This window comes from Bacteriovorax sp. BSW11_IV (assembly GCF_000447755.1).
In the GTDB taxonomy this organism is placed as follows: domain Bacteria; phylum Bdellovibrionota; class Bacteriovoracia; order Bacteriovoracales; family Bacteriovoracaceae; genus BSW11-IV.
Map to the genome: position 1 here is coordinate 1 of NZ_AUNE01000053.1, position 23,051 is coordinate 23,051.

Below are 23,051 nucleotides of genomic sequence, written 5' to 3' on the forward strand. Positions count from 1 at the left end.
TTTTTACTTATTATTTGTCTTCAATCGTTTCATTTGTAGGTTATTACACTGGTCCATGGTTATTGGTGGGCTTTGTTTGTTTTACTTTGTTTTATGCATTCGTTTATTCGAAGAGAGAATCTGTAGTTGATGTTTTTAACATTATTACTATGTACATCTCTTTACAGTTTATTACATTTCTAATTGCACCAGAGTTTGTTGGTGGTGGCGCAGTCTATATTTTAAAATTGGCCTTCTCTCCGATAATGATTGCATTACTTGCTTTTATTAGCGTTATTTCATTCCTTGCTGGATCTTTTAGAGATGGTTTTAAGGCCTCTATTCTTAAGGCCTATGAAGGTGTCCTTAATTCTCCTGAGAGATTAAAAAATCTTAAAAAGTCGATTGATACTCAAAAAGAGGCAAAGCAAAAACTTATCTCGAATATGAAGGTCAAAGTTCCTTCATTACTAAAAGGTGATGAGGAAAAAGAATCGAAAGAAATTAAAGAAAACAAAGAACTTCCTTCTTTTGTTCAGGGTCCAAACAAAGAAGAGAAAAAAGAAGAAGTTCCTGGATTGCTTGCACGAATTACAAATCCATTATCTACTTTACAGGTAGAGCGTAAAGACGTTGCTGTTGAGTCAAATAATGATGATGTTGAAGATGCAATCATAGTGGTCCCAAGATCTGATGATAAAGAAGTAAAGACTCCTGAATCTGATGAAAATTCAGAAAATAGTAGAACTCAAATTAGAGTTCTAAAGAGCATGAGAGACGATAAGGAAGATTATCGTTATTACGATATCGTTAGTACGCTCTCTGCTAAAAAAGATGAAAATAGAGTTAAGCACCCTGATGAAAAGTATTTTGAAGAGATTGTGGATCTTATCGAGGACAAGCTTGCTGAGTTTAAAATTGAAGGAAAGATCATCAATGTTCTTAAGGGACCTGTTGTAGATACTTTTGAACTTGAGCTAGGTTCAGGTGTTAAGGTTTCGAAAGTTACAGGGGCAACTGAAGATTTAAGTCTTGCTCTTTATGGAGCTCCCATTCGTATCGTTTATCCTATGAAAGGGAGAACGACTATTGGAATCGAGGTTCCAAGAAATCCTCGTGAGATTATTTATCTTGATGAGGTATTAAATAGTAAGGATTTTCAAAACTCAACAAAGCAACTTCCTGTTGCTATGGGGAAAGATGCTTTTGGTGAGGCATTTGTTGTTGATCTTGCGGGTATGCCTCACATGCTAGTTGCTGGGGCCACTGGCGCCGGTAAGTCGGTATTTATCAACTCACTTTTAGTTTCATTATTAGTAAAAAGATCTCCTAAGCAAATGAAGTTGATTCTGATTGATCCAAAACAACTCGAACTTGCTCTTTATCAGAATCTTCCACATCTTGTAATGCCAGTTATTACAGATGCAAAGTCTGCGTCTATTGCGTTGTTATGGGCCGTGCAAGAAATGGAGAGACGTTATTCAATCCTAAAAGAGTTTGGAGTTAGAAATATAGCTGGATTTAACGAAAAATTGAAATCTGCTACCCCGACAATGCTTGCTAATATCCACCAGCACTATGTTGATTCAGGTGCTGAAGAATATGAACTTCCGTATCTTGTCGTTATCGTAGATGAGTTTGCCGATCTTATTTTAACTAAAGCAGGAAAAGAGATTGAGCAAAATATTGCGAGGCTTGCCGCTAAGGCCAGAGCTGCAGGTATTCACTTGGTTCTAGCTACTCAAAGACCTTCGGTTGATGTTATCACAGGGGTTATTAAATCAAACTTCCCGACAAGGGTTTCGTTTAGAGTAACTTCACCTACGGACTCGAGAACAATTTTAGATAAGATGGGTGCAGAGAAGCTCCTTGGTAAAGGGGATATGCTTTATAAGCATGGTATTGAAATGACTCGTGTTCACTCGTCTTATGTTGATGAAGAGGAAATTGAAGCCCTTGCTGCTAAGTTGAGCGAGATGCCACAAACGTTTGATGAAAATGCTATGGATTTCCTTGAAAATGGTGGAGATGTAGAGTCTGACGAATATACAGTAGGAAGCCATCTGACGATGGGCGACGAGAAGTCTGATGATAATCTATACTCAGAGGCCGTTAAAATCGTTATCGAGTACAGATCAGCGTCGGCCTCAATGCTCCAAAGACGTCTAAGAATTGGTTACAATAGAGCAGCAAATCTTATTGAGGAAATGGAATCTAAGGGTGTGGTTGGACCGGCCCAAGGTTCAAAACCAAGACGCGTTTTAGTGTCTGGGGAAGACTCAGCGCAGCTATAATTCACACTATTAAATGTCATTTGTTTTCCCTTGTGTTTACAGGGGAAAACTTCTTTTTTCACTCCCCTTGCGAAGTGTTTTCGTGTATGTTATTAACTCAAACTTAATCGCAATAGTGCGAAATCTCAGTCCACCCATTGGAAGGTCTATTGGCACGCCGATAGTAGGGGGGATTAGATGAACCAACCTTATGGAGTATTTATGTCTAACGAACTTCAGTTGAAAGAACTTCTTGAAGCGGGAGCACACTTCGGTCACCAGACTCACAAGTGGAACCCAAAAATGAAAAAGTATGTTTACGGTGAGAGAAACGGGATTTATATCCACGATCTTGCTAAAACAATTCCTCTAGCTAAAAAAGCTTACGAATTTCTAAAGCAAACGGCTTCAGAAGGTAAGCCAGTTCTTTTTGTTGGTACAAAAAGACAAGCTTCTGAAACAGTTAAGAAGGCTGCTGAGTCTTGTGGTGCTTACTATGTAACTACAAGATGGTTAGGTGGTATGCTTACTAACTATAAAACAATTACTCTTTCTGTAGATAAAATCAGAAAAGTAGAAAAAATGAAAGAAACAGGTGATTTCGAACTTCTAACTAAGAAAGAAAGATCACAAATCAATAAAGATGTTATCAAGCTTGAGAAAAACCTTGGTGGTATCAAAGATATGAGAAAGCTTCCAGGAGCTATTCTAGTTATCGATCCAAACAACGAAAGAATTGCAGTTCAAGAGGCTAACACTCTTGGAATTCCTGTAATCGCTCTTACAGATACAAACTGTGACCCAACTGGTGTTGAGTATGTTGTTCCAGGTAACGATGACGCTATTAAGTCTGTTACTCTTTTTACAAGCTACTTCGCTTCAGCTGTAAACGATGGTTTTGGTAAAGCTAAGAAAGCTGGTAAGCTTGACGCTGCTAAGCCAGGAAAAGATAAAGCTCTAGAAGACGAAATCATTTCTAAGTTTGAAAAAGACATCGATCTAATCGGTGAAGACGAAGACTAAGATTTAATATTTTAATACTATATTTTTTGATGAGGTAAAAATGTCAATTTCAGCTAAAGACGTAAAAGATCTAAGAGAAAAAACTGGTGCAGGGATGATGGATTGTAAGAAGGCCCTGGCTGAGACTAACGGTGATATGGAAGCTGCTATTGATTACCTAAGAAAGAAAGGTCTTGCTGCTGCTCAAAAGAAGCAAAGCCGTGTTGCTGCTGATGGTGCTGTTGTTACTTTAACAACTGGTAAAAAAGCAGTAATCGTAGAAGTTAACTGTGAAACAGACTTCGTTTCTAAAGGTGACGATTTCCAAAATTTTGCAAAATCAGTTGCTGATTTCGCATTAAATAACGATGTAGCTTCAATTGAAGCACTAAGAGATGCTAAGAATGCTGACGCAAACGAACTTACTCTTAAGTGTGGAGAGAAAGTTGACATCAGAAAGCTTGAAGTAGTTGCTACTGAAGGTCTTCTAGGTTCATACAACCACGGTGGAAGAATCGGTGTTGTTGTTGAGCTTGCTACAACTGCTACTGGTGCAGATGTTGAAGAACTAGCAAAAGATCTAGCTATGCACGTTGCTGCTGCTGATCCAAGATTTCTTGATGCTTCTGAAATCGACGAAGACTACAAGAACAGAGAAGCTGAAATTTATGCTGCTCAATTAAAAGAAGAAGGTAAGCCAGAAGCTATGATCGGTAAGATCGTAGAAGGTAAACTTGCTAAGCTAGCTAAAGAAGTATGTCTTCTTGAGCAAGCTTTCGTAAAGAACCCTGACCTTACAATCAAAAAACTTGTTGCTGAAGTAGTTGGTAAAGCTGGTGCTGATATCACTGTTAAAGGTTTCAAGAAAATCAACCTTGGTGAAGGTATCGAGAAGAAAGAAGATAACCTTGCTGAGGAAGTTGCAAAAATGACTCAACAATAATTTTGTTGATTTAATAGGAAAGGGGCTTTTAAAGCCCCTTTTTTTTCGTAAATTTTAAGCAAGGGAAGTGGTCAGTGAAATACAAAAGAATTCTATTAAAGCTATCAGGAGAGGCCCTATCTGGTGATCAGGGTTACGGTATTAATGGAGAAGTTTTAGACCAAATTTCAGATGAAGTTATGACTTTGAATGAAATGGGAGTTGAAGTTGCTATCGTTATTGGCGGTGGAAATATTCATAGAGGTGTTGCTGGGGCAACAAAAGGTATGGATAGAACGACTTCAGACCACATGGGAATGCTTGCGACAATTATTAATTCTCTAGCGCTTCAAGACGCTCTAGAGAGAAAAGGCGTTTATACAAGAGTTCTTTCTGCTATTAAGATGCAAGAGATTTGCGAGCCATATATTAGAAGAAGAGCTGTTCGTCATTTAGAGAAGAAGAGAGTTATCATCTTCGCTGCTGGGACTGGAAATCCGTATTTCACAACAGATACAGCTGCCGCCCTTAGAGCAAATGAAATTGACGCAGACCTAATTATGAAAGCGACAAAAGTGGATGGAATTTACGATAAAGATCCTGTTTTACATAAAGATGCTGTCAAGTTCGATGAGTTGAAGTATATTGAAGTTCTTAATCGTGGTATTAAAGTTATGGACTCTGCGGCCATTTCACTTTGTATGGATAACGATATTGAAATCCGAGTTTTCAACATGTTTGAAAAAGGGAATATCCAGAAAGTTGTTATCGGTGAGCAGATTGGAACAAAAGTTGTTAAATAGTTAGAGGTGAAATCATGATCAACGAAATCAAACAAGAACTAGAAAAATCAATGAATAAAGCAATTGATTCTTTAAAATATCAGCTAACTAAAGTTAGAACTGGTAGAGCATCAGCTTCAGTTTTAGATGGTGTTGTAGTTGATTACTATGGATCACCAACTCCTGTTAATCAGGTTGGTCAGGTGAGTACTCCTGAAGCAAGACTTCTTCAGATTCAGCCATTTGATAAGACAATGATTGCTGCAATTGAAAAATCAATCATCAATGCTAACTTAGGTTTAAACCCATCTAACGATGGTAATCTAATTAGAATTATCTTTCCTGCTCTAACTGAAGAAAGAAGAAAAGAGCAAGTAAGAGATATTAAAAAATACGCTGAAGAAACAAAAGTTGCAGTCAGAAACGCTCGTCGTGACCAAAACGAACTTGTTAAGAAAGCAGAAAAAGCTAAAGAAATTTCTGAAGATGATTCGAAGAAATTTCAAACTGAAATTCAAACAATTACAGATAAGTTTGTTAAAAAAGTTGATGAAGTTATCGAAGCTAAAGAGAAAGAAATTCTTTCTATCTAATACTTTTTAAGTAATGAACTCAGAAGAAAACAAGAAGCTTAAGCACGTTGCCATCATTATGGATGGTAACGGGCGATGGGCACAAGAGAGAAACCATCCTAGAGTATGGGGCCATATTAGAGGCTCACAGGTTGTTTCGTCTATTGTTCAGGCAGCTGATGATTGTGGAGTTGAGGCCCTTACTCTTTATGCTTTCTCTACAGAAAACTGGAGTCGTCCGGTTACTGAAGTTAAAGTACTTTTTAAACTTTTGAAGAAATTTCTTCAAAAAGAACGTGAACGCATTATTAAAAATAGAATCTCTTTTAGAGTCATTGGGGATATCGACAACCTTCCTAATGATACTCAAAATCTGATCGCAGAAATCGAAGAAACAACGAAAGAATTTGAAGGTCTTAAGTTAACTTTTGCTTTTGGCTACGGCGGAAGAAAAGAAATCATCGATTCTGTGAATAATTTTATTCAAAACAATCCTGGAAAACCGCTTTCAGAAGAAGATATGGAGAGTTGTCTCTATAGACCAGAAATTGGTGATGTTGATCTCTTGATCAGAACAGGTGGAGATCATAGAATTTCCAATTACCTGTTGTGGCAAGTTGCATATGCAGAGCTTTATTTCTCTCAAACTAAATGGCCTGAATTTTCTGCAAATGAATTTCAATGCATTTGCGAAAACTTCATGTCTCGCGAAAGAAGATTTGGTTCAGTGTCTGCAACGGACTGCTTAGGCTCATCTAAAAAAAGTGCTGCCTCAAATCTTAAAGTTCTAGGAACAAAATAGGAAAATTCTCATGAGTAACACACAGCTTAGAGTAATATCGGCTCTTGTAATGGCAATGATTGTCATCGGATGCTTGCTTCTAGGACCAAAGGTCACACTTGCATTTCTTCTTGTCGCTGGTCTTTTGTCAGTTGATGAGATTTACTGCAATTTCTATTCTAAACCACGCTTTGCCCCTTCTTATTTTTTAGCCCAGGGTGTATTCGCGTGTATATTTATTTATTTCAATTACTTTTTTGTAATGCCTTGGGCGTTTAATATTTTTGTCCTTATGGCCGTGCTATTAAATGCACTTTTCCTTTATTATTTATTTTTCACTCATATCGACTCAGAGTCCTTCATTAACATTATTGCAAAATTTCCTGCCTCATCTGGAATCATATTTTTGCTTCCATTTATGTCGTTGGCCAGGATCATGCAAACTGAACAGTGGATCAGTTGGGTCATTGTTCTTTTGATCATTAACTTTGGAATGGATACTGGGGCTTGGTTTTTTGGCAAAAACTTCGGTAAAAGGAAATTATGGCCTAGTGTGAGTCCGAAAAAGACTGTAGAGGGTTTAGTGGGGGGAATGTTCACCTCATCTCTTTTTGGTGGGTTAGCGTACTATTTTCTCTTTAAAGACTCGTCAATAATTGTTTGGCCGCTGTTTTTTGTCTTAGGTGGTATTTCTCAACTGGGAGATTTGATACAATCTAAGTTGAAAAGACAATTTGGAATTAAAGACAGTTCGTCGTTAATTCCAGGACATGGTGGTGTATATGACAGGATTGATAGTTTACTTTTCTTGTCGCCTTTTTTCGTCTTGGCACTACACCTAACCGGTCGTGTATAAAAGGGTATTTTGATGTTCGAAAAAATCGGTATTTTTATTCTATTTCTAGGTCCTCTAGTTTTCTTCCATGAATTGGGACATTTCTTATTTGCGAGATTATTCGGAGTAAGAGTTGAAGTGTTTTCAATTGGTTTTGGACCAAAAATTTTAAAATTTAAAAGAGGGGACACTGAATATGCAGTTTCACTTATTCCACTAGGTGGTTATGTGAAAATGTTTGGTGATGATCCTTTCAATAAAGATTCTGTTCCAGTCGATCAGAGAAAGTTTAGTTTTACTCACCAAGGTAAGTGGGCGAGATTTTGGATTGTCTTTGGTGGGCCATTGGCAAACTTTATTTTGGCCTATGTGCTTTTCTTTGGATTGTTTTTCTCTGGAGAGAGAGTTCCAGAAGTAAAAATTGGAGCAGTGGCAGAGCAAACAGTAATTTATGATCTTGGATTTAGATCAGGAGACGTTTTAAAGAACGTTAACGGTAAGACGATTACTGGTCCATCTGATTTTGCTTTAGTTGGCACAGAACTAATCCAAAAAGTTGTTGTTGAAAGAATGGGTGAAGAAAAAGCAATCTCTTTAAATATGAAAGGGGAGGATTTTCTTACTGAGTTTACTAAATATCCTCCATACACTTTGAGAAGACCTGTTGTTGTAAATAACAAAGGCGAGCAATTCTTTATTTCATTAAATGATCAAAGTATTAATTGGGAAGAGTCACTTGAAGAAATCATCTTAAAAAGAGCGACAGATTTATACCTTGTTAAACTTCCAAAAGATGCAGATCTTGGTCAACCAAATTTAGTGTTGGAATCTGAAAAAGGTCAGAAACTGCAGATTGCTTATACTAACTACGAAGAATTCTTTAAGGCCCTAAGGAATAACAATTTATATCCACTGGATCTTGTTGCGAAATCATTGGCGATGAAATCGGCCGCTGATCTTGCAGGTATTAGTGCTGGGGATATTATTCTTTCATTAGATGGGCACGAACTTTCAAGCTTCGAAGAATTGAGGTCTCAACTTCAAAAAATTAAAGAAGACAAAGTGAAAATTGTTGTCCTAAAAACTGATGGGATTACAAGACAATATGAAGTAACACCAGAGAATCGTAAAATTGAAAATGAAATGGTTCGTTTAATTGGTGTTTATTCTTCTGCGGTATTTAACGGCGTAAAGTTTGTTGATACTCCTTCAAAAGGTTTTGCAAATTCAATGCTTCTGGCCTTCCCTAAAACGTGGGAGATGATGAAGAAAACTTTTGAGGGATTTACAAAACTAATTACGGGAGAGGTTTCTTTCAAAAATATTGGTGGTCCAATTGCAATTGGAAAAGTTGCATCGGATTCATTTAATACAAGTATTTCTTATTTCTTTCAATTGATGGCCCTGTTCTCTTTGAACTTGGGTATTATTAATCTTTTCCCAATTCCAATTTTGGATGGTGGTCATATTCTTTTTATCTTCCTTGAGATTATAAATAGAGGTCCATTATCACGTAGAAAAATGGAAATTGCTCAGCAAATGGGATTATCAGTTCTCCTTCTTCTAATGGGTGGAGCAATCTTTAACGATATTTCAAAGTTCTTCTAATGAGTCATTACTTATATATTGATACTACTAAAAATCTAACTTTAGGCCTTCTTTCAAGTGAAGAAGGCTGGGTTAGTCGTATTGTTCATAAAGATGTTAAAAGCTCTGAGCTTTTGCACAGTGAAATTCATGAAATGTGTATTGATAAAGGAATCTCATTAAAGACGCTGTCTGGTGTTTTATATGCTGCTGGCCCCGGTTCTTATACGGGAATGAGAGTCTCAGAAGGGCTTGCCCAAGTTTTTAATTGGCAAGGAATTCCCATTTTTGGTTTCTATCATTTCGAACTGCCAAAACTTTTTGGAGAGTCTGAGGGGGTTTGGATTTCACAGGCCTTTAAGGGAGAGTACTTCGCCTTTAATTGGAATGATCAAGGTGAAACAAAGAAACTCTTTCGTAAAGATGATCTTGTTGAATATTTAAAAAAATTTCCGAATATTTACACTCACCACCATGAAGAAACTGAACTTGCGAACATGTTTACGTGTGAACTGATCGAAAAACAGTGGGATAAGCTTCTAAGTACAGTTGTTTCTGACAATATGCGAAGAGAACCTTACTACTATAGAACTTTAGAAGAAGAATTTGTTCCAAGCAGTAAATGACATTTAAGAAGAGTCTTGCTAGATTTAACGCATGACATTTTCATACTTACCAAAAATTATTCACATGGGCTTTGGTTTTGCCGTTTTTCTTTTGTGGTTATTCTCTGCAAAAGCGGCATTCGCCTTATTTCTCATCTACACATTAACTGTTTTTGTTTTTAGAAAACGAAGAATTAGTTTTCGCGATGATCAGTTAACCACTGATGGATTAATCTATTCTCCGATTTCTGGAAAGGTTGAATCAATTCGCGAAGCAGATGGTGCATTGGAAATTAAGCTTCATGCAAGACCATGGCAAGAAATGGGAATCCATATGCCTCTAACGGGAGAAGTTAGGGAAGTTCAACGTGAGAAGAATATAGTTGATAAGGCCTCTAATCTACCTGGGCGTGTGAGTCAGTTACAGTTTGAGGGAAAGGCCCACACTTTAATAAAAATTGTTTTCGATAACTCAGTTATTGGAAGTAGACCACAAGTAATGATTGCTCCAGGAGATAGAGCGAGAAGACAAGTTAACATCGGATATATGCCTTTTGGCGGGAAGCTATCTATGATTCTTCCCAAAGAGAGTGAGTTGATGATAAAAATAGGCGACGATGTCAGTGCTGCAGAAACAGTTCTTGCCAGCCTTAATAAGGATTAATTAATGATTTTAAGCACACCAAGAAGAGTGGCGTTTTTTCTACCTAATACATTCACAGCGCTAAATATGGCCTGTGGTTTTGCTTCAATAATTATGTCTTGGAAAGGGGATTACTATAATGCTTCTATGATCCTCCTTCTTGGGGCGATATTCGATTCTGTTGATGGTCGTGTTGCAAGAATAACGGGGACTCAATCAGCATTTGGTGAGCAATTTGATTCCCTATCTGATGTGATTTCATTCGGTGCAGCTCCGGCCTTTTTGGCCTACAATTTCTTTCTTGCTGATTTTGGCAGACTTGGAATTGTCGTGGCATTTATTTATTTGCTTTGTGGCGCCCTAAGACTAGCTCGCTTTAATGCAAATATTAACAAGGTGTCTTCTGACTATTTTCAAGGTTTGCCAATCCCTGGTGCTGCCCTTGGTATTATTGGATATGTGCTTATTAATCTTGAGTTTGATAGTCTGACAATCGCAAAGCCAGTGGCCATGCTTTATGTTGTATTCTACGCATCTCTAATGGTTTCAAATGTTCCATTTAATTCATTCAAGAAGTCAGAATGGGTGAGAAAGCGCAAAAGGAAAGTTCTTTTCCTCATTTTTTTAATTCTTGCACTTGTCGTGTCCTATGAGAGAATAATGGTAGGACTTTTAACTTCAATTTATGTTTTTGGCAGTCTTGCTTACTACATTAAAAATAAGAGTAAATTTCAAGATATGTTTGAATGGAGAAATGAAAATGAGGATGATGATACCCATGAAGAGAGTGATAATATCTAGTTTTCTTTCTCTCCTTTGTCTTTCTTCATATGCTGAAATGAATCAAACAATGAGCGATCAAACAGATCGCTCTGAGTTCGAAAAATCCCTTGATAATTATTATGACGGCTCTTCATACGTAAGAGGCTCAACGGAAGAGGCCATCGGTGAAACTGATGAGAAGAGTACCTATGTTCCGGGGGCCGTTACAGGTACACCTGAATTTAATGAAGATGAAAAAGGTCACTTTGTTTCAGGTGCTGTCAGCAGCCCTGAAGAGTACGTAGAATTTTCAAATAAAGATATCGTAGGTTCAATTTATCATCGTGGCACTAAGGCCTTTTCATTTTCATACCTTCCAGACAACTATGATGTAAAAGATGAGAAAGGGACTTATAGTAAAATCTTTGAGGCTGACAGTGCTGACTCTGTTAAGGGTGGATTTCTATTATTAAATTGGGATTTCTATTTAACGAGAAGACTTTTTAGTCCTTTTGTTGGAGCTGGAGCTGGATTTGGATTTTCAACTGGTAAAGGCCGTTTCGTAAATGGTGAGAAAAGTTTGGCGAAATTCAACCTATGGATGGTGCCAATTGATCTACACCTTGGTCTTGAAATGGGCTTGAGTAAGTATATTAATCTTTCATTAATGGGTGGCCCTTCTGGTATGGGGTTATGGCAAGATCGAAACGATAGAGAGCAGGGCGATCCTAAAAAAACGAGAAGACAATTCGGATACGGATACTTCGCCACAGCGAAATTATCGTTTAACCTGTCTCAGATTTTTACAAATATGGGATTTGAAATTTATAAGGTAAGTGATATTTCTAATCTTGGTTTAGATTTTATTGCTCGAACTCATAATTACAGTAATTTTGCAGATAATATTGAGCTGTCGGGAACTTCATTCGGAATAGGTTTCTCATTTGAATATTTATAAAATTAAAATTTCCTATAAGGGAACGGCCTATAAGGGCTGGCAAGTCCAGCCTGACATGAAAACAGTACAGGGTGAATTGAACCGAGCTGTTTCAAAAATTTTCAAGACAGATGATTTTAAAACAATAGGCTCTGGTCGCACAGATACAGGAGTTCATGCTCTTGGCCAAGTCGTTAAGCTTACAGTTCCTTTTAAAATTGCAGATGAAGGGCTTTTAAAAGCACTGAATTCAAATCTTCCAGAAGACATCAGAGTATTATCAGTTGAAGAAACAGATGATTCTTTTCATCCTGTTTTTAACTCAAAGAAAAAAGAATATCACTATTACTTTACTTTAAATGAGCAAGTGATGCCATTTTACAATGATCGTATTGTCGATTTTTCCGGGCAAATTGATATTGAACAAATGAAGAAGGCCTGTTCATATTTTATTGGAGAGCATGATTTTATTTCTTTTCGATGTGTGGGAACTGATATCACATCAACAGTCAGAACGATTTATAGTTGCGAGATAAGTGAACAAAGTTTTCAACTACTAGGCTGCGAAAGGCCTATTAAGGGATATGTTTTAAAAATTGTTGGGAATGGATTTTTGAAACAAATGGTGCGCATGATTATGGGAGCGATCGTTTCCGTTGGTCAGGGGCGCACATCATTTTCTGAAATAGAGCTGGAACTTAAAAATCCAAGTGAAAAAAGACTTGGTATTACAGCTCCAGGGCAAGGCCTCTATATGGTTAATGTTGAGTATGAGGCTTAAGAAATCGGTAACCGTTTTCTTTAAAATAGAGTATTGCGCTCTCATACTCTTCTTTGTCTGAGCCGTCGAGAATGTTTTCATCATTAAGATTTGTTGTTCTGTATTTAAAAAAATCAAAGAGATTTGGGCCACCTTTTTTAAGCCAGAATTTATTGTTGTAAGTAATGATTCCTGCCTTATTTCTCTTGTATGGAAAAAGGGGGCCGTTGATGATCGCCGGTGGTCTAATACTATGATTTTCATTTGTTACTGAATAACCGCTAAAATACTTTTCGCTTAAATCATTAAGACCAAGAGCTTCAAAAATCGTTGGAAAAATATCTGTGTGGTGTGAGAAGCTATTTCTTTTATTTTCTCCTACACCGCAAAACCACATTGGCACATGGGTGCGTGGGTTAATGTATGATGTTTTTCCGTGTCCAAAAAGTCCTTCTTCCCAAAACTCTTCACCATGATCACCTGTGAAGGCGATAATAATGTTGTCGCCAAATTTCTCTTTCAGGCCACGAAAGAGTTTTTCTAAATTTGTATCTGAGTAATAGACGCTGTTTTTATATCTATTAACAATACCAGTTTGAACTTCTGGGTTTGAGTCAGAGTTTATGAAATAATTATGATTGCTGTCTAAAACAGGTTTATAAATTTCATACTCTTCTGGATAAAAATAATTGTGGTGAGTGCTATTAAAAAAAGCAAATGTAAAAAATGGAGAGTCTGTTTCAGCTTTCTCTAAAAGCCAATTAAGTAGAACTTGATCATCTAAGTGAATGTCTTGAGTAGAAAATTCTTTATATTCATCAAAGTCTTTAAATAGAAATCCGGCATTATTCCAATTGTATAACTGAGATGCAGAACCTCCATAGATTTTGTACCCTTGAGATTTTAAGAAAGTGGTACCAAATGGTTTAACACCTTTTTGAGAGAAGTCTTGGTAGTGAAATGCGTAGACGCCTGCGAGAGCACTGAAAACACCATATTCCGTTGTGTGTCCACCGGAGTATCCATTAGTATTAAAACAATTATTCTCTTTGAAAAAGGTATGGGTTTTTGGAGCAAGTTCTTCGTTGAAATAATCATTGCGAAGTGATTCGGCCATAACGAGAATGACATTTTTTTTCGTAAATTCTTTTGTTTCTTCTAATTCTTTTGAATAGTCGTATGACAATTCCAAAGGGGACTGTTTAATAGATCCTTTGATTTGTGGATAGAGAGGAAAAATATTTATTAGAGACTCATGTTTAGAAATATAGGCCGTAGTTGAGAATGCTGTTAGCAAAGAAAAAATGGCAATTAATATTGGATAGATTTTTTTATTTAAAAATTTAGCAGAAAACTTTGAGATAATTTCTTTACTGGCAAACATCGCGATTAGAATGAGAATGAAAAAGACAACATTTACATAAGAAATATTTAATTCTTTGTTGAAGTTACTATTTGTAAGCGTATTAATTACTACGCGATCATAGATATGAAGACCTTGCTTAGAGAAAATAAAACAATCTAGGAAAGCGAACATAATAATTAATGCGTCGCAGATATGCCAAATAAGCTTTTTAAGTCTGCGGCTAAGTCCACCTAGCACATAGGCAAGGGGAGCGAATACGATGAAGCGTACGGCGAGAAAAAAGAGATTAACGTAGGCCAAAAGAAAGAGTGCTGATAAAATTTTAAACCCTAAACTTTCATTGTGGAGCTCAATGGTAATGAACACAAGATAGATGAGGGTGATGATGAATTGAGGGCCGAGATGTATATGTTTTTTCATTTTTTTTCCACTGAATGCAGTGCTATTTTATAGCAGATATTGGTGTGAAAGAGAAATGCTGGAATTGACTTTTTAGCGCATTGTAGATAGCTTGATGCCCAGTATATTTTTATAATTTGCGCACTGTATAAATAAAAAAAGAGGATTATTATGGCCTACTCTGTAGAAAGCATTAACGGATGTACTAAAAAACTAGTTTTTACATTTGATAAGCTAGATCTTTCTGAGCAAATCAAAGCTGCTGTAAAGCAAAAGCAAAAATCAGTAAATATCAAAGGATTCAGAAAAGGTAAGGCTCCTCTTGATATGGTTGAAAAAGTATATGGACCACAAATTGAATCAGATGCACTTAACAGATTCGTTCAACAAGAACTTTTTCAAGCTGTAACTGAAGAAAAACTGCGCGTAGTTGGTTACCCTAACTTTGAAAATATTAATTACGAAGCAGGAAAGTCTGTAAGCTTTGATGCTCTTGTAGAAATCTTCCCAGAAGTTAAGCTTAAAGAAATGAAAGGTCTTTCATTCTCTAAAGACGCTGTAACTGTAACTGATGAAGAAGTAGAAAACGTAAAGAAAAACTACCTTAACTCTAGAGCAGAAATGAAAGAAGTTTCTGATGCAAAAGTTAAGCTAGCTAAAGGTCAATTTGCTGTATTCAATTTCCAAGGTGAGAAAGAAGATGGTGAAAGACCTGAAAATATGAAAGGTGAAGAGTTCCTTCTAGAAATCGGTTCTGGTCAGTTTATCCCAGGATTCGAAGATGGAATGATTGGTATGAAAAAAGGTGAGAAAAAAGATATCAACCTTACTTTCCCAGCTGACTACCATGTTGCTGACCTTAAAGATGCAAAAGTTAAATTTGAAGTTGAACTTCTAGAAATCAAAGAAAAAGCTTTCCCAGAATTTTCAGATGAACTTGCGAAAGAATTTGGTTTCGAATCTGCTGCTGATTTCACAGCTAAGACTAAGGAAAACCTAACTTCACAAAAAGAAAAACAAGCTAGCGAGAAACTAAACCAAGAAATTCTTGAAAAACTAATCGCTGAAAATACATTTGATGTACCAGCTGCGCTAGTTGCTCAACAAGAGCAATACTTAAGAGAAGACCTAACAAGAACTCTTAAGTCTCAAGGTTTCAATGATTCAATGGTTGGTGAATACTTTAACAAGTGGGCAGGGGATCTTTCTGAGAAAGCTACTTTCCAAGTTAAGTCTGGTCTAATTTTAGACAACCTAGCTAACGAATTTAAAGTTGAAGCTACTGAAGCTGATTTCAATGCAAAAGTAGAAGAAAGTGCCAAGCTTTCTGGACTAGAGCTTGAACAAGTTAAGAAGTACTACTCTGACGCTAAAATTAAGCAAAACTTGATGTATGCTATCAGAGAAGAAAAAACTTTTGACATGATCAAAGCTAAAGTTACTGTTAAGTAATTGAAACATCAAAAAAGTAAATTAAAATTAAGAACCCCACCATTTTGGTGGGGTTTTTTTTTCTTCTAAAATAAGCCTAGATTTCAGCCGAAAACATGATCAATACCATATCCGTGTATAATGTAAGACGTATTGTCATGGGGCCAATTTTTATGAATATTCTCGTTGTAGATGACGAAAAAATGTTAGTTGATTCAATTGCAGAGCAATTGGGTAGTTATGATGCGATTAAAAGAGTTATTAAGGCCTATGACGGTGCTGAGGCCATTCAAAAATTAAGCAATCAGAAATTTGATATTGTGATTTTAGATATCGATATGCCTAAAAAAGGCGGCCTAGATATATTAAAAATGATTGGTACAGAGGAAGAGTTTGTCGGAACTTCTGTGTTGATGATCTCTGGGAACTTTACACCAGAGGCGATTAAGCAAGCATCTCTTCATACAAAATATTTTTTGGCCAAGCCTTTCAAAGTTCAAAACTTAAAAGAGAAACTTGGCCAAATATTATTAGATAGAAAGAAAAGCGTCCTGGTCTAGATTATTTTTGAATCTGGGCCTTCATTAATCTTTCGCGCTCAATTCGGTGATCACAAAGAATCCAGTCATTACCAGCACCACGGCCTACAGGTCTGTAGATGTCTGTAACAATTCTTCCACTGTCTAAAAGGGATTCATCCACGTGAATTTTTACTACTTCACCAGTGATGATTTGTCCGCAACCAGGATCGTCGCCATAGCTTAAACGATCTCTGAATTTGCACTCAAAGTGAATTAAACTTTCTTTAATTCTCTTTGCTTTTACTATTTCAGAATCAATTGGTGTAAGACCAGAAAATTTGAATTCATCTTCTCCGTAAGGAAGTTCCGTAGAAGCAAGATTGATTTGATCAATAATATCTTCGTGAACAAAGTTCACTACAAATTCTTTTTCTCTGAGAATATTTCTTGGAGTGTCTTTCATTTCACCATTAGAAGATTTAATCATTGGTGAAAAAGCAATAATCATAGGACTTGCACTTACTGCTGTAAAAAAAGAAAATGGCGCAACATTGTTGGTACCATCCTCATTTATTGTTGAAACAACAGCAATTGGCCTTGGAAGAATTGAGCCAATTAAAAATTTATAGTTTTGTTGAAAAGGTCCATTTGTATCAAATGATTGCATTTTTTCTCCTTACATCCAGCTCTTCCAGTAATCTTTGTTCTCGTTCTTTGTAAACCATTCAGTTGGCTCAAGTGGGTAGCGAGTATCAATCATTACTGCATATTCATCTGTATATTCTTTGTCTGTACCGGCCTTGAATGCTTTAGGGTGTGGCCCATGGTGGATACCTTGTGGATGGAAAGTTAAGGCCCCTGCATCAATATTGTCACGACTGAAGAAGTTACCTTGGTGGTAAAAAAGAACCTCATCATAGTCTATGTTGCTATGGTAGAAAGGAACTTTTAATACGCCATGTTTTTTGTCTTCAAGCGGTCTTTCCACAAAAGAGCACACGACAAAATTTTGGCATAAAAATGTCGTGTGAGCAGATGGAGGCATATGATATCTGTGACTCATTACTGGACAGATATCATAAATTGAAAGTTTGTAGGGATATACAGAGCCTTTCCAACCATGAGCATCTAGTGGATTAAAGGGATAAGTTACAGTTGTAATCTTCCCAAGTCTTTTGATCTCTAATTTATATTCTTGTAAATTTTGTTCAGATCCCTTTGCAACTTCTGGAGATTCTAGAACAGTTTGATCATAAATTGCATTTGGTCCTAAGATGCCTCTCGTTGGATCTTCAAACTCAGAAGCAGATTCAATCTTTAACAGTTTTGAAGGAGTATCAACAAAAAGTTTGTATGTAGTTCCTCTTGGCATAACGATATAATCGCCACGTTTATAGTCTAGATGACCATAGATCGATTCAATTCGTCCTGTACCTTCGTGGATAAAATAGAGCTCATCAAAATCAGCATTTCTGAAGAAACATTCAAAGCTTACTGTATAGTGACCAATATTAATAACACAGTCTTTATTTCTAAGAATCGGTTGGAAGTAATTTACGTTGAGCTGATCTCCAAACATAGGAGGCTGTTGTTGAGGTTTTAAATCACCTTCAAGATTTGTCCAATTTACTGGAGGATGCTCATGGTAGATGTGAGAAACTTTTCCAAAAAAGCCCTTTCTTCCATGCTCTTCTTCATAAAGACCTTCTGGAATGTGAACGTGTGCTTGTTTTGAGTAAATGCCACTGGCCTTGAAGTTTTCCATTATGACTTCCTTTTTTTGCCAATCTTATTTTTCAAAGATCCGATATGTTCAATATTTAATTCGATTTCATCGCCTTCTTGAATCCATTTGTCGATTTCAAGACCACAGCCAGTACCAACTGTTCCACTTCCGAAGAAGTCTCCTGGTATAACCCATTCATCCATAGATACGTGAGCAATCATTTCTGCAAAAGAAAAATGAGAGTCTCCAGAATGACCGCGCGACCACTCTTCACCATTGATAGTAGCTGTCATAAGAAGGTTTGGTTCTTTGCCGCCAAATTCATCAATCGTTGTAATAACAGGACCGATGACAGAGCAAAAATCTTTTCCTTTTGCTGGTCCTAACCTGATGGCCATTTCTTTTTTCTGAATATCTCTAGCAGAGATATCGTTGAGAATTGTAAATCCAAAGATATGTTCATGGGCCTTTTCTGCTTTGAGATTTTTTCCTTCTCTGGCAATAATCATTCCTAGCTCAAGTTCGTAGTCGAGAATATTTGTATAGCTTGGCCATAGAATTTCTTCCTCTGGTCCAATAAATCCAAGAGAAGGACCTTTGTAGTATGCAGGAATTTCATACCAAGCTTCAGGAATAGGTTCTTTTCTTTTTTCAAAACCTTTGGCCACATGTTTTTCATGGGCATAGAAGTCCCTGTATGTTGATATCTTATCTATTGGCTTAGCAAGAGAAATTTCATTGCCATCAAGTTTGTAAGTAAGATGTTGCCCACCTTTGAGTTTCAGATCACCTTTTGAATTGAATGATTTGAATAATTCAAGACTTTCTTGAAAAAAAGCAATGGGATTGTCTTTGAGATTTAAAATCTTATGAAGAGAATTTGGAGAATAGTAGTTTGCTCTATCTGAAGCATTGTATCTACCTTCCTTTTCAAATTTTAAATTCCAAACATTATTAACATCGAGAACAGTAGTGTCGTCTAGAAGGATTCCTAGTCGATACTCGATTCCAAATGCTGATCTTAGTCTTACTTGGCAAATTTTCATTTTTATTTTCCTGGTCTTCCAAATTTCTTATCGTATTCTGGTAGAATTTCATCCATGGCCTCAAAGTAATGATCCATTTCTTCTGGCGTTCCAAGTGAAACACGAACAAAGTCCGGCATTTCATTGGCCTTAAGCGGACGAATGATAACTCCACGGTTTAAAAGTTCTGTGAACATCCAATCGCTTGCTTCAGTAGAGCCTGTCTTAAATGCAATGAAGTTTGTAACAGACTTTATTGGATTAAAGTCTTTACTCTGAAGGTAATTGAAAGTTCTCGTATATTGAGTTCTGTTGTTATTAATTGTTCTCTCTAAGTGCGGTTGATCGTATAGAGCACCTCTGGCACCAAGTTGTCCAATAAGGTTTGGCTCAAATGGGAGTTTAACTTTTGAAAGATTTGAAATTAGAAACTCGTGTGCGAAACCGTAACCAACTCTAATTCCTGATAGGCCATAGGCCTTTGAAAATGTTCTTAGTGTGATAACGTTATCATAGCGGTATTGCATTGAATCTGGATAATCATCTTCATCTTTTGCAAATTCAAAATAAGCTTCATCTAAAATTACAAGAACGTGACCAGGAACGTGATCCATTAGGTAATCAAATTCTTTTTTAGTAATGTAAGTTCCAGTCGGATTGTTAGGGTTTGCGATATAGATGATTTTCGTTTTCTCAGTGATACTCTCTGCAAGCTTTACAACATCAAAACGATAGTCTTCAGTAAGAGGAACTTTAACAAGGTTTGCGCCAACACTTCTTGCTAGAATATAAAAACCGATGAATGTATTGTCACAAGTTAGAACTTCTTCGTTTGGTTGTAAGAAGGCACGAACGATATAGCCCATGATTCCTTCTGAACCATTTCCTAAAATAATATTTTCTCTTTTAAGATTGTAGAGTTCAGCAAGAGCTGACTTTAATTTAAAAGCGTGCATATCAGGGTAACGGTGAAGATCCCAAAGGCCACCAGTCATCTCTCTGATAGCGAAAGGAGATGGGCCAAGAGGGTTTTCATTACTTGCTAATTTTGAAATTTTTGTCAGACCTTTTTCGCGAGCAAGTTCATCAATTGGTTTACCTGCTTGATAGACTTGAAGATCTTTTAAATAACTAGGAACTAGAGTTTTAGAAAATTCTACTTTATTAACCATGAGCGTTACCCTTTATAATACAATTTTAAAAAATGTATCATAAAGAGCACCATGTGCCACATGATTTAGATAAGTGTTTCTGCAACGAGTCTTAATCTGTTTGTAGTGTTAATCTGCGTTAAATGGATTACAATACACCTATGGAAAAATACGTATTTGGGCAATTTTCACCTGAACATTTAGAGGCCATCCAAGAAGGCATTTCTCTTTTTAATGAAAAGAAATACTGGGAGTGTCATGAGGCCTTGGAAGATTTGTGGCTCGATCACGTAGGGGATTCCGCGCGCTATGTTTATTGGAGTATTATTCAAGTTGCAGCTTCTATGTTTCATACTCGCGAGGGAAATTTGACGGGGGCGTGGGGCATGCTGTTTAAGGCCCAAGATAAACTTAGAAAGTGTGAGGCCATGCATGTTGAAACACAACTTCTCTATGACTATTTGTCGTGGGCAGAGTTTAAAAAATTAGTTTTTAGTATATCTAAAAAAACACCTATCGAAGGTTATAAAGAATTGTATAATTTTAAATTTAAAGATCCGAAAAATTGGAGAGTTTAATGGTTCCTGTGTTAGCGAATTCATTCAAAATGTTGAAAAAAGACAAATATATTTTAATGCTAAGTTTGATTCCTTCTGCGATTGGTATTGTTCTATATTACTTTGTGGGGACTTACTTTTTTACTGATTTCTATAATTGGTGCTTGGGTTTCATCACACCTTATTTTGAAGACATCAAACTCGTTGCTGGTATTTTAAAATTCTTTTTTGGGATCCTATTTTTCTTTATTGCTGGTTGGACATTTTTTCTTGTAGTTTCATTGGTAGCATCGCCATTTAATGACCTGATAAGCTCACGCGTTGAATATCAAGTGGCAGAAATCAAACCGGCAGATGAGCCGTTTTCTTTTGGAAAAGTTTTTGGTGTTATTAAAAATGAAATTAAGAAGATCCTCTTTATTTTTTTAGTAACAATTATCGGACTCATTTTAGGTTTGTTCTTTCCCCCAATCAGTTTTCTTGTCTCTGCTATTTTGATGGCCGTGACGTTTTTAGATTATTCATGGTCTAGACACAATTTTACCGTGGCCCAATGTATAGATGATCTAAAAAGTTCTTTTGTGACTTACTTAATTTCTGGAATAATTTTTATGTTCGCGATCTCTATTCCAGTATTAAATGTCTTTTTCTTACCAATTGGTGTAATTCACTTCACAACTTTATTTTCTAAAAAGAGAGAGCTATAAGCATGGAATATATAATTTGGGGTGTTGGTAACGACGATCAGATTGGTAAGTTGATTGATATTCTAAATGAATTTGAAATCGAAGTAGAATTTAGAGATTTCAGGGATCATCCTCCTGAATTTGAAGATCTTCAAAAGTGGGGAGAGTTCGAGGGTGAGGAATTCCCAATTAATCTTAGAAGTACCTTCTTCAAAAAAAATAAGAAGAATTATGATAAATTGAATACTGCGAAAAAGGCCGAGTGGTTAGCTCGGAACTATCACGTTATTTCTAGGCCAATTATTGAAGATGGCAATGGAGAAGTTCTCTCAATTGGTGGCAGACCAGAGAGGCTTCTAAAGACTGTCTTCAACCTAAACCTAAGAGATCTAGACTTTTAAGCACCATAATTTATTGAGTTTTGTTTTCATTTTTCCGATAAGAATGAAAACAAAACTCGGAAGTTGATGTGCATAAGATTCTTATTTTTACTCCATTTTCAGACATGAAAGCATTGGCCACTTATCCAATGCTGCAAAAACTCAGACATGAGTTTCCTGAATCAGAAATTAATCTCCTTTGTCTTGCTGAGCAGGGCGATTTCTTTAAATTTCTAGATATTAATTTGAAGGTTTATGAAATTCCTTTGGATGATTATAAACTGGCCTTTATGCATAAGTTTGCAGCAAACCTTCACGACGTTTTTAATATCAATATGTACATTGATCTTAGTGGAGAGTTTCTTGGCGCTATGACAGGAATGTTTTTTAGGGCCGAGAAAAAATATGGACTTCATAGAGACTTTAAAACGAAACTTCTTTTCACGGAGTCTGTTGATATTTCTCACGATCCTTCTTTTGAAAGAACATTAGAACTAATGATGGAGCTTTTTGATTTCGAAGATGGGGGGAGCTTAAATCCAGTACCAGCTGTTGAATGGATGAGAAAAAATAGGCCTCTGAAATATTTCTTCCATTTCGAGAAACTCTCGCCAGAAGATGTGACAAAGAATTGGATTGAAATTGCCAATCAAATCTATAACCAACAAATTATTTTCTGGTGTGATGATGAAAAATTCAAAGAACTCGAGAAATCACTTAATAAGAAAAGCGAATACTTCAATCACATGGGTGAGGCCGATAGTTTAAAGCGCTACTTTAAAGAAGTGGATATCGTTTTTACTGACAAGCAATGGGTGCAATTTGTTTGTCAGTCTCTTGGAACGAGCTGCTTTTATTTCAAGCATAAAAGTATTCCGTCAGAGTATTTAACATACTTCGAAGGAACGAAACCTATTATTACATATGATGACGAATCTGTTCTCGATATTATCGAAGGCAATTTTAAAAAAGAAATAAAAGTCGTGGATGAAGTGATCGATTTTATTTTGAGTAAATTACATGAGGATGAAGAAAACAAATAGGACAAATAGGTGCCACGTTCCCTTAAGATATCTCTAGGGAACGTGGCACATTTTAGTTTTTGAAGTTCTTTAAGTTTTCTTCGATTGATTTCATTTTTTCTTCTAAGCTCGCAGCGTTTTCTCTAACTTCGGTAACAACTTCTGGTGGGGCGTTGTCCATGAATTTAGCGTTAGAGATTTTCTTCGCGTACTTTTCGTACTCTTTTTGAGTTTTAACAAGCTCTTTTTCAAGTCTTGAAATTTGCTCGTTAAGATCGATAACGCCTTCAAGGGGAAGAAAGATTTCAGTGTGAGTTGTGGCAAGCATAACGGCCTTTTTAGGGCGC

General features: G+C 36.5%; 24 protein-coding genes and 1 pseudogene. 19 read left to right on the forward strand and 6 right to left on the reverse strand.

All coding sequences use genetic code 11. From position 1 onward, the window contains the following. From M899_RS18055 to truA, 13 genes are all read left to right on the forward strand, one after another. Positions 1-2,273 (forward strand): DNA translocase FtsK (locus tag M899_RS18055; RefSeq protein ID WP_052610371.1); only part of this gene is annotated, 2,273 nt, incomplete at its 5' end. Positions 2,274-2,450: 177 nt separating this feature from the next. Then, entirely contained in the window at positions 2,451-3,275 is an 825-nt protein-coding gene (gene rpsB, locus M899_RS15715; protein ID WP_196801783.1) for a 30S ribosomal protein S2, read from the forward strand. Positions 3,276-3,315: 40 nt separating this feature from the next. Further along, positions 3,316-4,197 (forward strand): translation elongation factor Ts, encoded by an 882-nt coding sequence (gene tsf / locus M899_RS15720; RefSeq protein WP_021272473.1) that lies wholly within the window; start codon positions 3,316-3,318, stop codon positions 4,195-4,197. A gap of 74 nt (positions 4,198-4,271) precedes the next feature. Then, a complete protein-coding gene (pyrH, locus tag M899_RS15725) occupies positions 4,272-4,979 on the forward strand; it encodes a UMP kinase (protein ID WP_021272488.1) in 708 nt (235 codons plus the stop codon). A 14-nt stretch (positions 4,980-4,993) separates the two neighbouring features. After that, positions 4,994-5,551 carry a ribosome recycling factor gene (frr, locus tag M899_RS15730; RefSeq protein WP_021272482.1) on the forward strand — a complete coding sequence of 186 codons (558 nt, stop codon included), beginning with the start codon at positions 4,994-4,996 and terminating at the stop codon, positions 5,549-5,551. Positions 5,552-5,564: 13 nt separating this feature from the next. Then, the gene (gene uppS / locus M899_RS15735) at positions 5,565-6,332 is read left to right on the forward strand and encodes a polyprenyl diphosphate synthase (RefSeq protein ID WP_021272478.1); all 768 of its coding nucleotides are present in this window, start codon (positions 5,565-5,567) and stop codon (positions 6,330-6,332) included. Between the two features lie 10 nt (positions 6,333-6,342). Further along, on the forward strand, positions 6,343-7,167 hold the full coding sequence (locus M899_RS18060) for a phosphatidate cytidylyltransferase (protein WP_021272495.1): 825 nt from the start codon (positions 6,343-6,345) through the stop codon (positions 7,165-7,167). 12 nt (positions 7,168-7,179) lie between these two features. After that, positions 7,180-8,754, forward strand: a complete 1,575-nt coding sequence (gene rseP / locus M899_RS15745; RefSeq protein ID WP_021272474.1) for an RIP metalloprotease RseP — start codon at positions 7,180-7,182, stop codon at positions 8,752-8,754. Then, positions 8,754-9,359 (forward strand): peptidase M22, encoded by a 606-nt coding sequence (locus tag M899_RS15750; RefSeq protein ID WP_021272479.1) that lies wholly within the window; start codon positions 8,754-8,756, stop codon positions 9,357-9,359. The genes rseP and M899_RS15750 overlap by 1 nt, the downstream gene beginning before the upstream one ends. 31 nt (positions 9,360-9,390) lie before the next feature. Further along, positions 9,391-10,002, forward strand: coding sequence for a hypothetical protein (locus tag M899_RS15755; protein WP_021272471.1), 612 nt, complete (start codon positions 9,391-9,393; stop codon positions 10,000-10,002). A 3-nt stretch (positions 10,003-10,005) separates the two neighbouring features. Further along, a complete protein-coding gene (gene pssA, locus M899_RS15760; protein ID WP_021272493.1) occupies positions 10,006-10,782 on the forward strand; it encodes a CDP-diacylglycerol--serine O-phosphatidyltransferase in 777 nt (258 codons plus the stop codon). Further along, positions 10,760-11,701 (forward strand): hypothetical protein, encoded by a 942-nt coding sequence (locus M899_RS15765; protein WP_021272492.1) that lies wholly within the window; start codon positions 10,760-10,762, stop codon positions 11,699-11,701. The genes pssA and M899_RS15765 overlap by 23 nt, the downstream gene beginning before the upstream one ends. After that, positions 11,688-12,461 carry a tRNA pseudouridine(38-40) synthase TruA gene (truA, locus tag M899_RS15770; RefSeq protein WP_021272484.1) on the forward strand — a complete coding sequence of 258 codons (774 nt, stop codon included), beginning with the start codon at positions 11,688-11,690 and terminating at the stop codon, positions 12,459-12,461. Before M899_RS15765 ends, truA begins: the two co-directional genes overlap by 14 nt. Here the strand turns inward: truA and M899_RS15775 are convergent. Continuing rightward, a complete protein-coding gene (locus M899_RS15775; protein WP_021272480.1) occupies positions 12,439-14,226 on the reverse strand; it encodes a sulfatase-like hydrolase/transferase in 1,788 nt (595 codons plus the stop codon). The two genes, truA and M899_RS15775, sit on opposite strands and share 23 nt — an antisense overlap. Positions 14,227-14,376: 150 nt before the next feature. Here M899_RS15775 and tig point away from each other — a divergent pair, with 150 nt between their 5' ends. Continuing rightward, on the forward strand, positions 14,377-15,657 hold the full coding sequence (gene tig / locus M899_RS15780; RefSeq protein ID WP_021272486.1) for a trigger factor: 1,281 nt from the start codon (positions 14,377-14,379) through the stop codon (positions 15,655-15,657). Between the two features lie 152 nt (positions 15,658-15,809). Further along, on the forward strand, positions 15,810-16,196 hold the full coding sequence (locus M899_RS15785; RefSeq protein WP_034729934.1) for a response regulator: 387 nt from the start codon (positions 15,810-15,812) through the stop codon (positions 16,194-16,196). A 1-nt stretch (position 16,197) separates the two neighbouring features. Here M899_RS15785 and M899_RS15790 read toward each other — a convergent pair whose 3' ends face one another. The 4 genes from M899_RS15790 to hisC are packed head-to-tail and all read right to left on the reverse strand — an operon-like array spanning position 16,198 to position 20,080. Then, complete coding sequence (locus M899_RS15790) at positions 16,198-16,824, reverse strand: flavin reductase family protein (protein ID WP_021272472.1); 627 nt, start codon at positions 16,822-16,824, stop codon at positions 16,198-16,200. 9 nt (positions 16,825-16,833) lie between these two features. Next, positions 16,834-17,922, reverse strand: a complete 1,089-nt coding sequence (locus M899_RS15795; protein ID WP_021272491.1) for a homogentisate 1,2-dioxygenase — start codon at positions 17,920-17,922, stop codon at positions 16,834-16,836. After that, complete coding sequence (locus M899_RS15800; RefSeq protein ID WP_021272489.1) at positions 17,922-18,929, reverse strand: fumarylacetoacetate hydrolase family protein; 1,008 nt, start codon at positions 18,927-18,929, stop codon at positions 17,922-17,924. Before M899_RS15800 ends, M899_RS15795 begins: the two co-directional genes overlap by 1 nt. A 2-nt stretch (positions 18,930-18,931) precedes the next feature. Further along, positions 18,932-20,080, reverse strand: coding sequence for a histidinol-phosphate transaminase (hisC, locus tag M899_RS15805; RefSeq protein ID WP_021272494.1), 1,149 nt, complete (start codon positions 20,078-20,080; stop codon positions 18,932-18,934). 140 nt (positions 20,081-20,220) lie between these two features. Here hisC and M899_RS18065 point away from each other — a divergent pair, with 140 nt between their 5' ends. From M899_RS18065 to M899_RS15825, 4 genes are all read left to right on the forward strand, one after another. After that, a complete protein-coding gene (locus M899_RS18065; protein WP_021272483.1) occupies positions 20,221-20,637 on the forward strand; it encodes a DUF309 domain-containing protein in 417 nt (138 codons plus the stop codon). Beyond that, positions 20,637-21,323, forward strand: coding sequence for an EI24 domain-containing protein (locus M899_RS15815; protein ID WP_021272477.1), 687 nt, complete (start codon positions 20,637-20,639; stop codon positions 21,321-21,323). Before M899_RS18065 ends, M899_RS15815 begins: the two co-directional genes overlap by 1 nt. A 2-nt stretch (positions 21,324-21,325) precedes the next feature. Continuing rightward, positions 21,326-21,703, forward strand: a complete 378-nt coding sequence (locus M899_RS15820; RefSeq protein ID WP_021272481.1) for an arsenate reductase family protein — start codon at positions 21,326-21,328, stop codon at positions 21,701-21,703. Positions 21,704-21,771: 68 nt separating this feature from the next. Next, positions 21,772-22,725 (forward strand): hypothetical protein, encoded by a 954-nt coding sequence (locus tag M899_RS15825; RefSeq protein ID WP_021272485.1) that lies wholly within the window; start codon positions 21,772-21,774, stop codon positions 22,723-22,725. A 52-nt stretch (positions 22,726-22,777) separates the two neighbouring features. Here M899_RS15825 and valS read toward each other — a convergent pair. After that, positions 22,778-23,051 (reverse strand): annotated as a pseudogene (gene valS / locus M899_RS15830) (valine--tRNA ligase); the annotation flags it as partial.

Coding starts and splice junctions, on each gene's coding strand:
- rpsB (WP_196801783.1), top strand. CDS start 2,451: ATGAACCAACCTTATGGAGTATTTATGTCTAACGAACTTCAGTTGAAA.
- tsf (WP_021272473.1), top strand. CDS start 3,316: ATGTCAATTTCAGCTAAAGACGTAAAAGATCTAAGAGAAAAAACTGGT.
- frr (WP_021272482.1), top strand. CDS start 4,994: ATGATCAACGAAATCAAACAAGAACTAGAAAAATCAATGAATAAAGCA.
- uppS (WP_021272478.1), top strand. CDS start 5,565: ATGAACTCAGAAGAAAACAAGAAGCTTAAGCACGTTGCCATCATTATG.
- M899_RS18060 (WP_021272495.1), top strand. CDS start 6,343: ATGAGTAACACACAGCTTAGAGTAATATCGGCTCTTGTAATGGCAATG.
- rseP (WP_021272474.1), top strand. CDS start 7,180: ATGTTCGAAAAAATCGGTATTTTTATTCTATTTCTAGGTCCTCTAGTT.
- M899_RS15750 (WP_021272479.1), top strand. CDS start 8,754: ATGAGTCATTACTTATATATTGATACTACTAAAAATCTAACTTTAGGC.
- M899_RS15755 (WP_021272471.1), top strand. CDS start 9,391: ATGACATTTTCATACTTACCAAAAATTATTCACATGGGCTTTGGTTTT.
- pssA (WP_021272493.1), top strand. CDS start 10,006: ATGATTTTAAGCACACCAAGAAGAGTGGCGTTTTTTCTACCTAATACA.
- M899_RS15765 (WP_021272492.1), top strand. CDS start 10,760: ATGAAGAGAGTGATAATATCTAGTTTTCTTTCTCTCCTTTGTCTTTCT.
- M899_RS15775 (WP_021272480.1), bottom strand. CDS start 14,226: ATGAAAAAACATATACATCTCGGCCCTCAATTCATCATCACCCTCATC.
- tig (WP_021272486.1), top strand. CDS start 14,377: ATGGCCTACTCTGTAGAAAGCATTAACGGATGTACTAAAAAACTAGTT.
- M899_RS15785 (WP_034729934.1), top strand. CDS start 15,810: ATGAATATTCTCGTTGTAGATGACGAAAAAATGTTAGTTGATTCAATT.
- M899_RS15790 (WP_021272472.1), bottom strand. CDS start 16,824: ATGCAATCATTTGATACAAATGGACCTTTTCAACAAAACTATAAATTT.
- M899_RS15795 (WP_021272491.1), bottom strand. CDS start 17,922: ATGGAAAACTTCAAGGCCAGTGGCATTTACTCAAAACAAGCACACGTT.
- M899_RS15800 (WP_021272489.1), bottom strand. CDS start 18,929: ATGAAAATTTGCCAAGTAAGACTAAGATCAGCATTTGGAATCGAGTAT.
- hisC (WP_021272494.1), bottom strand. CDS start 20,080: ATGGTTAATAAAGTAGAATTTTCTAAAACTCTAGTTCCTAGTTATTTA.
- M899_RS18065 (WP_021272483.1), top strand. CDS start 20,221: ATGGAAAAATACGTATTTGGGCAATTTTCACCTGAACATTTAGAGGCC.
- M899_RS15815 (WP_021272477.1), top strand. CDS start 20,637: ATGGTTCCTGTGTTAGCGAATTCATTCAAAATGTTGAAAAAAGACAAA.
- M899_RS15820 (WP_021272481.1), top strand. CDS start 21,326: ATGGAATATATAATTTGGGGTGTTGGTAACGACGATCAGATTGGTAAG.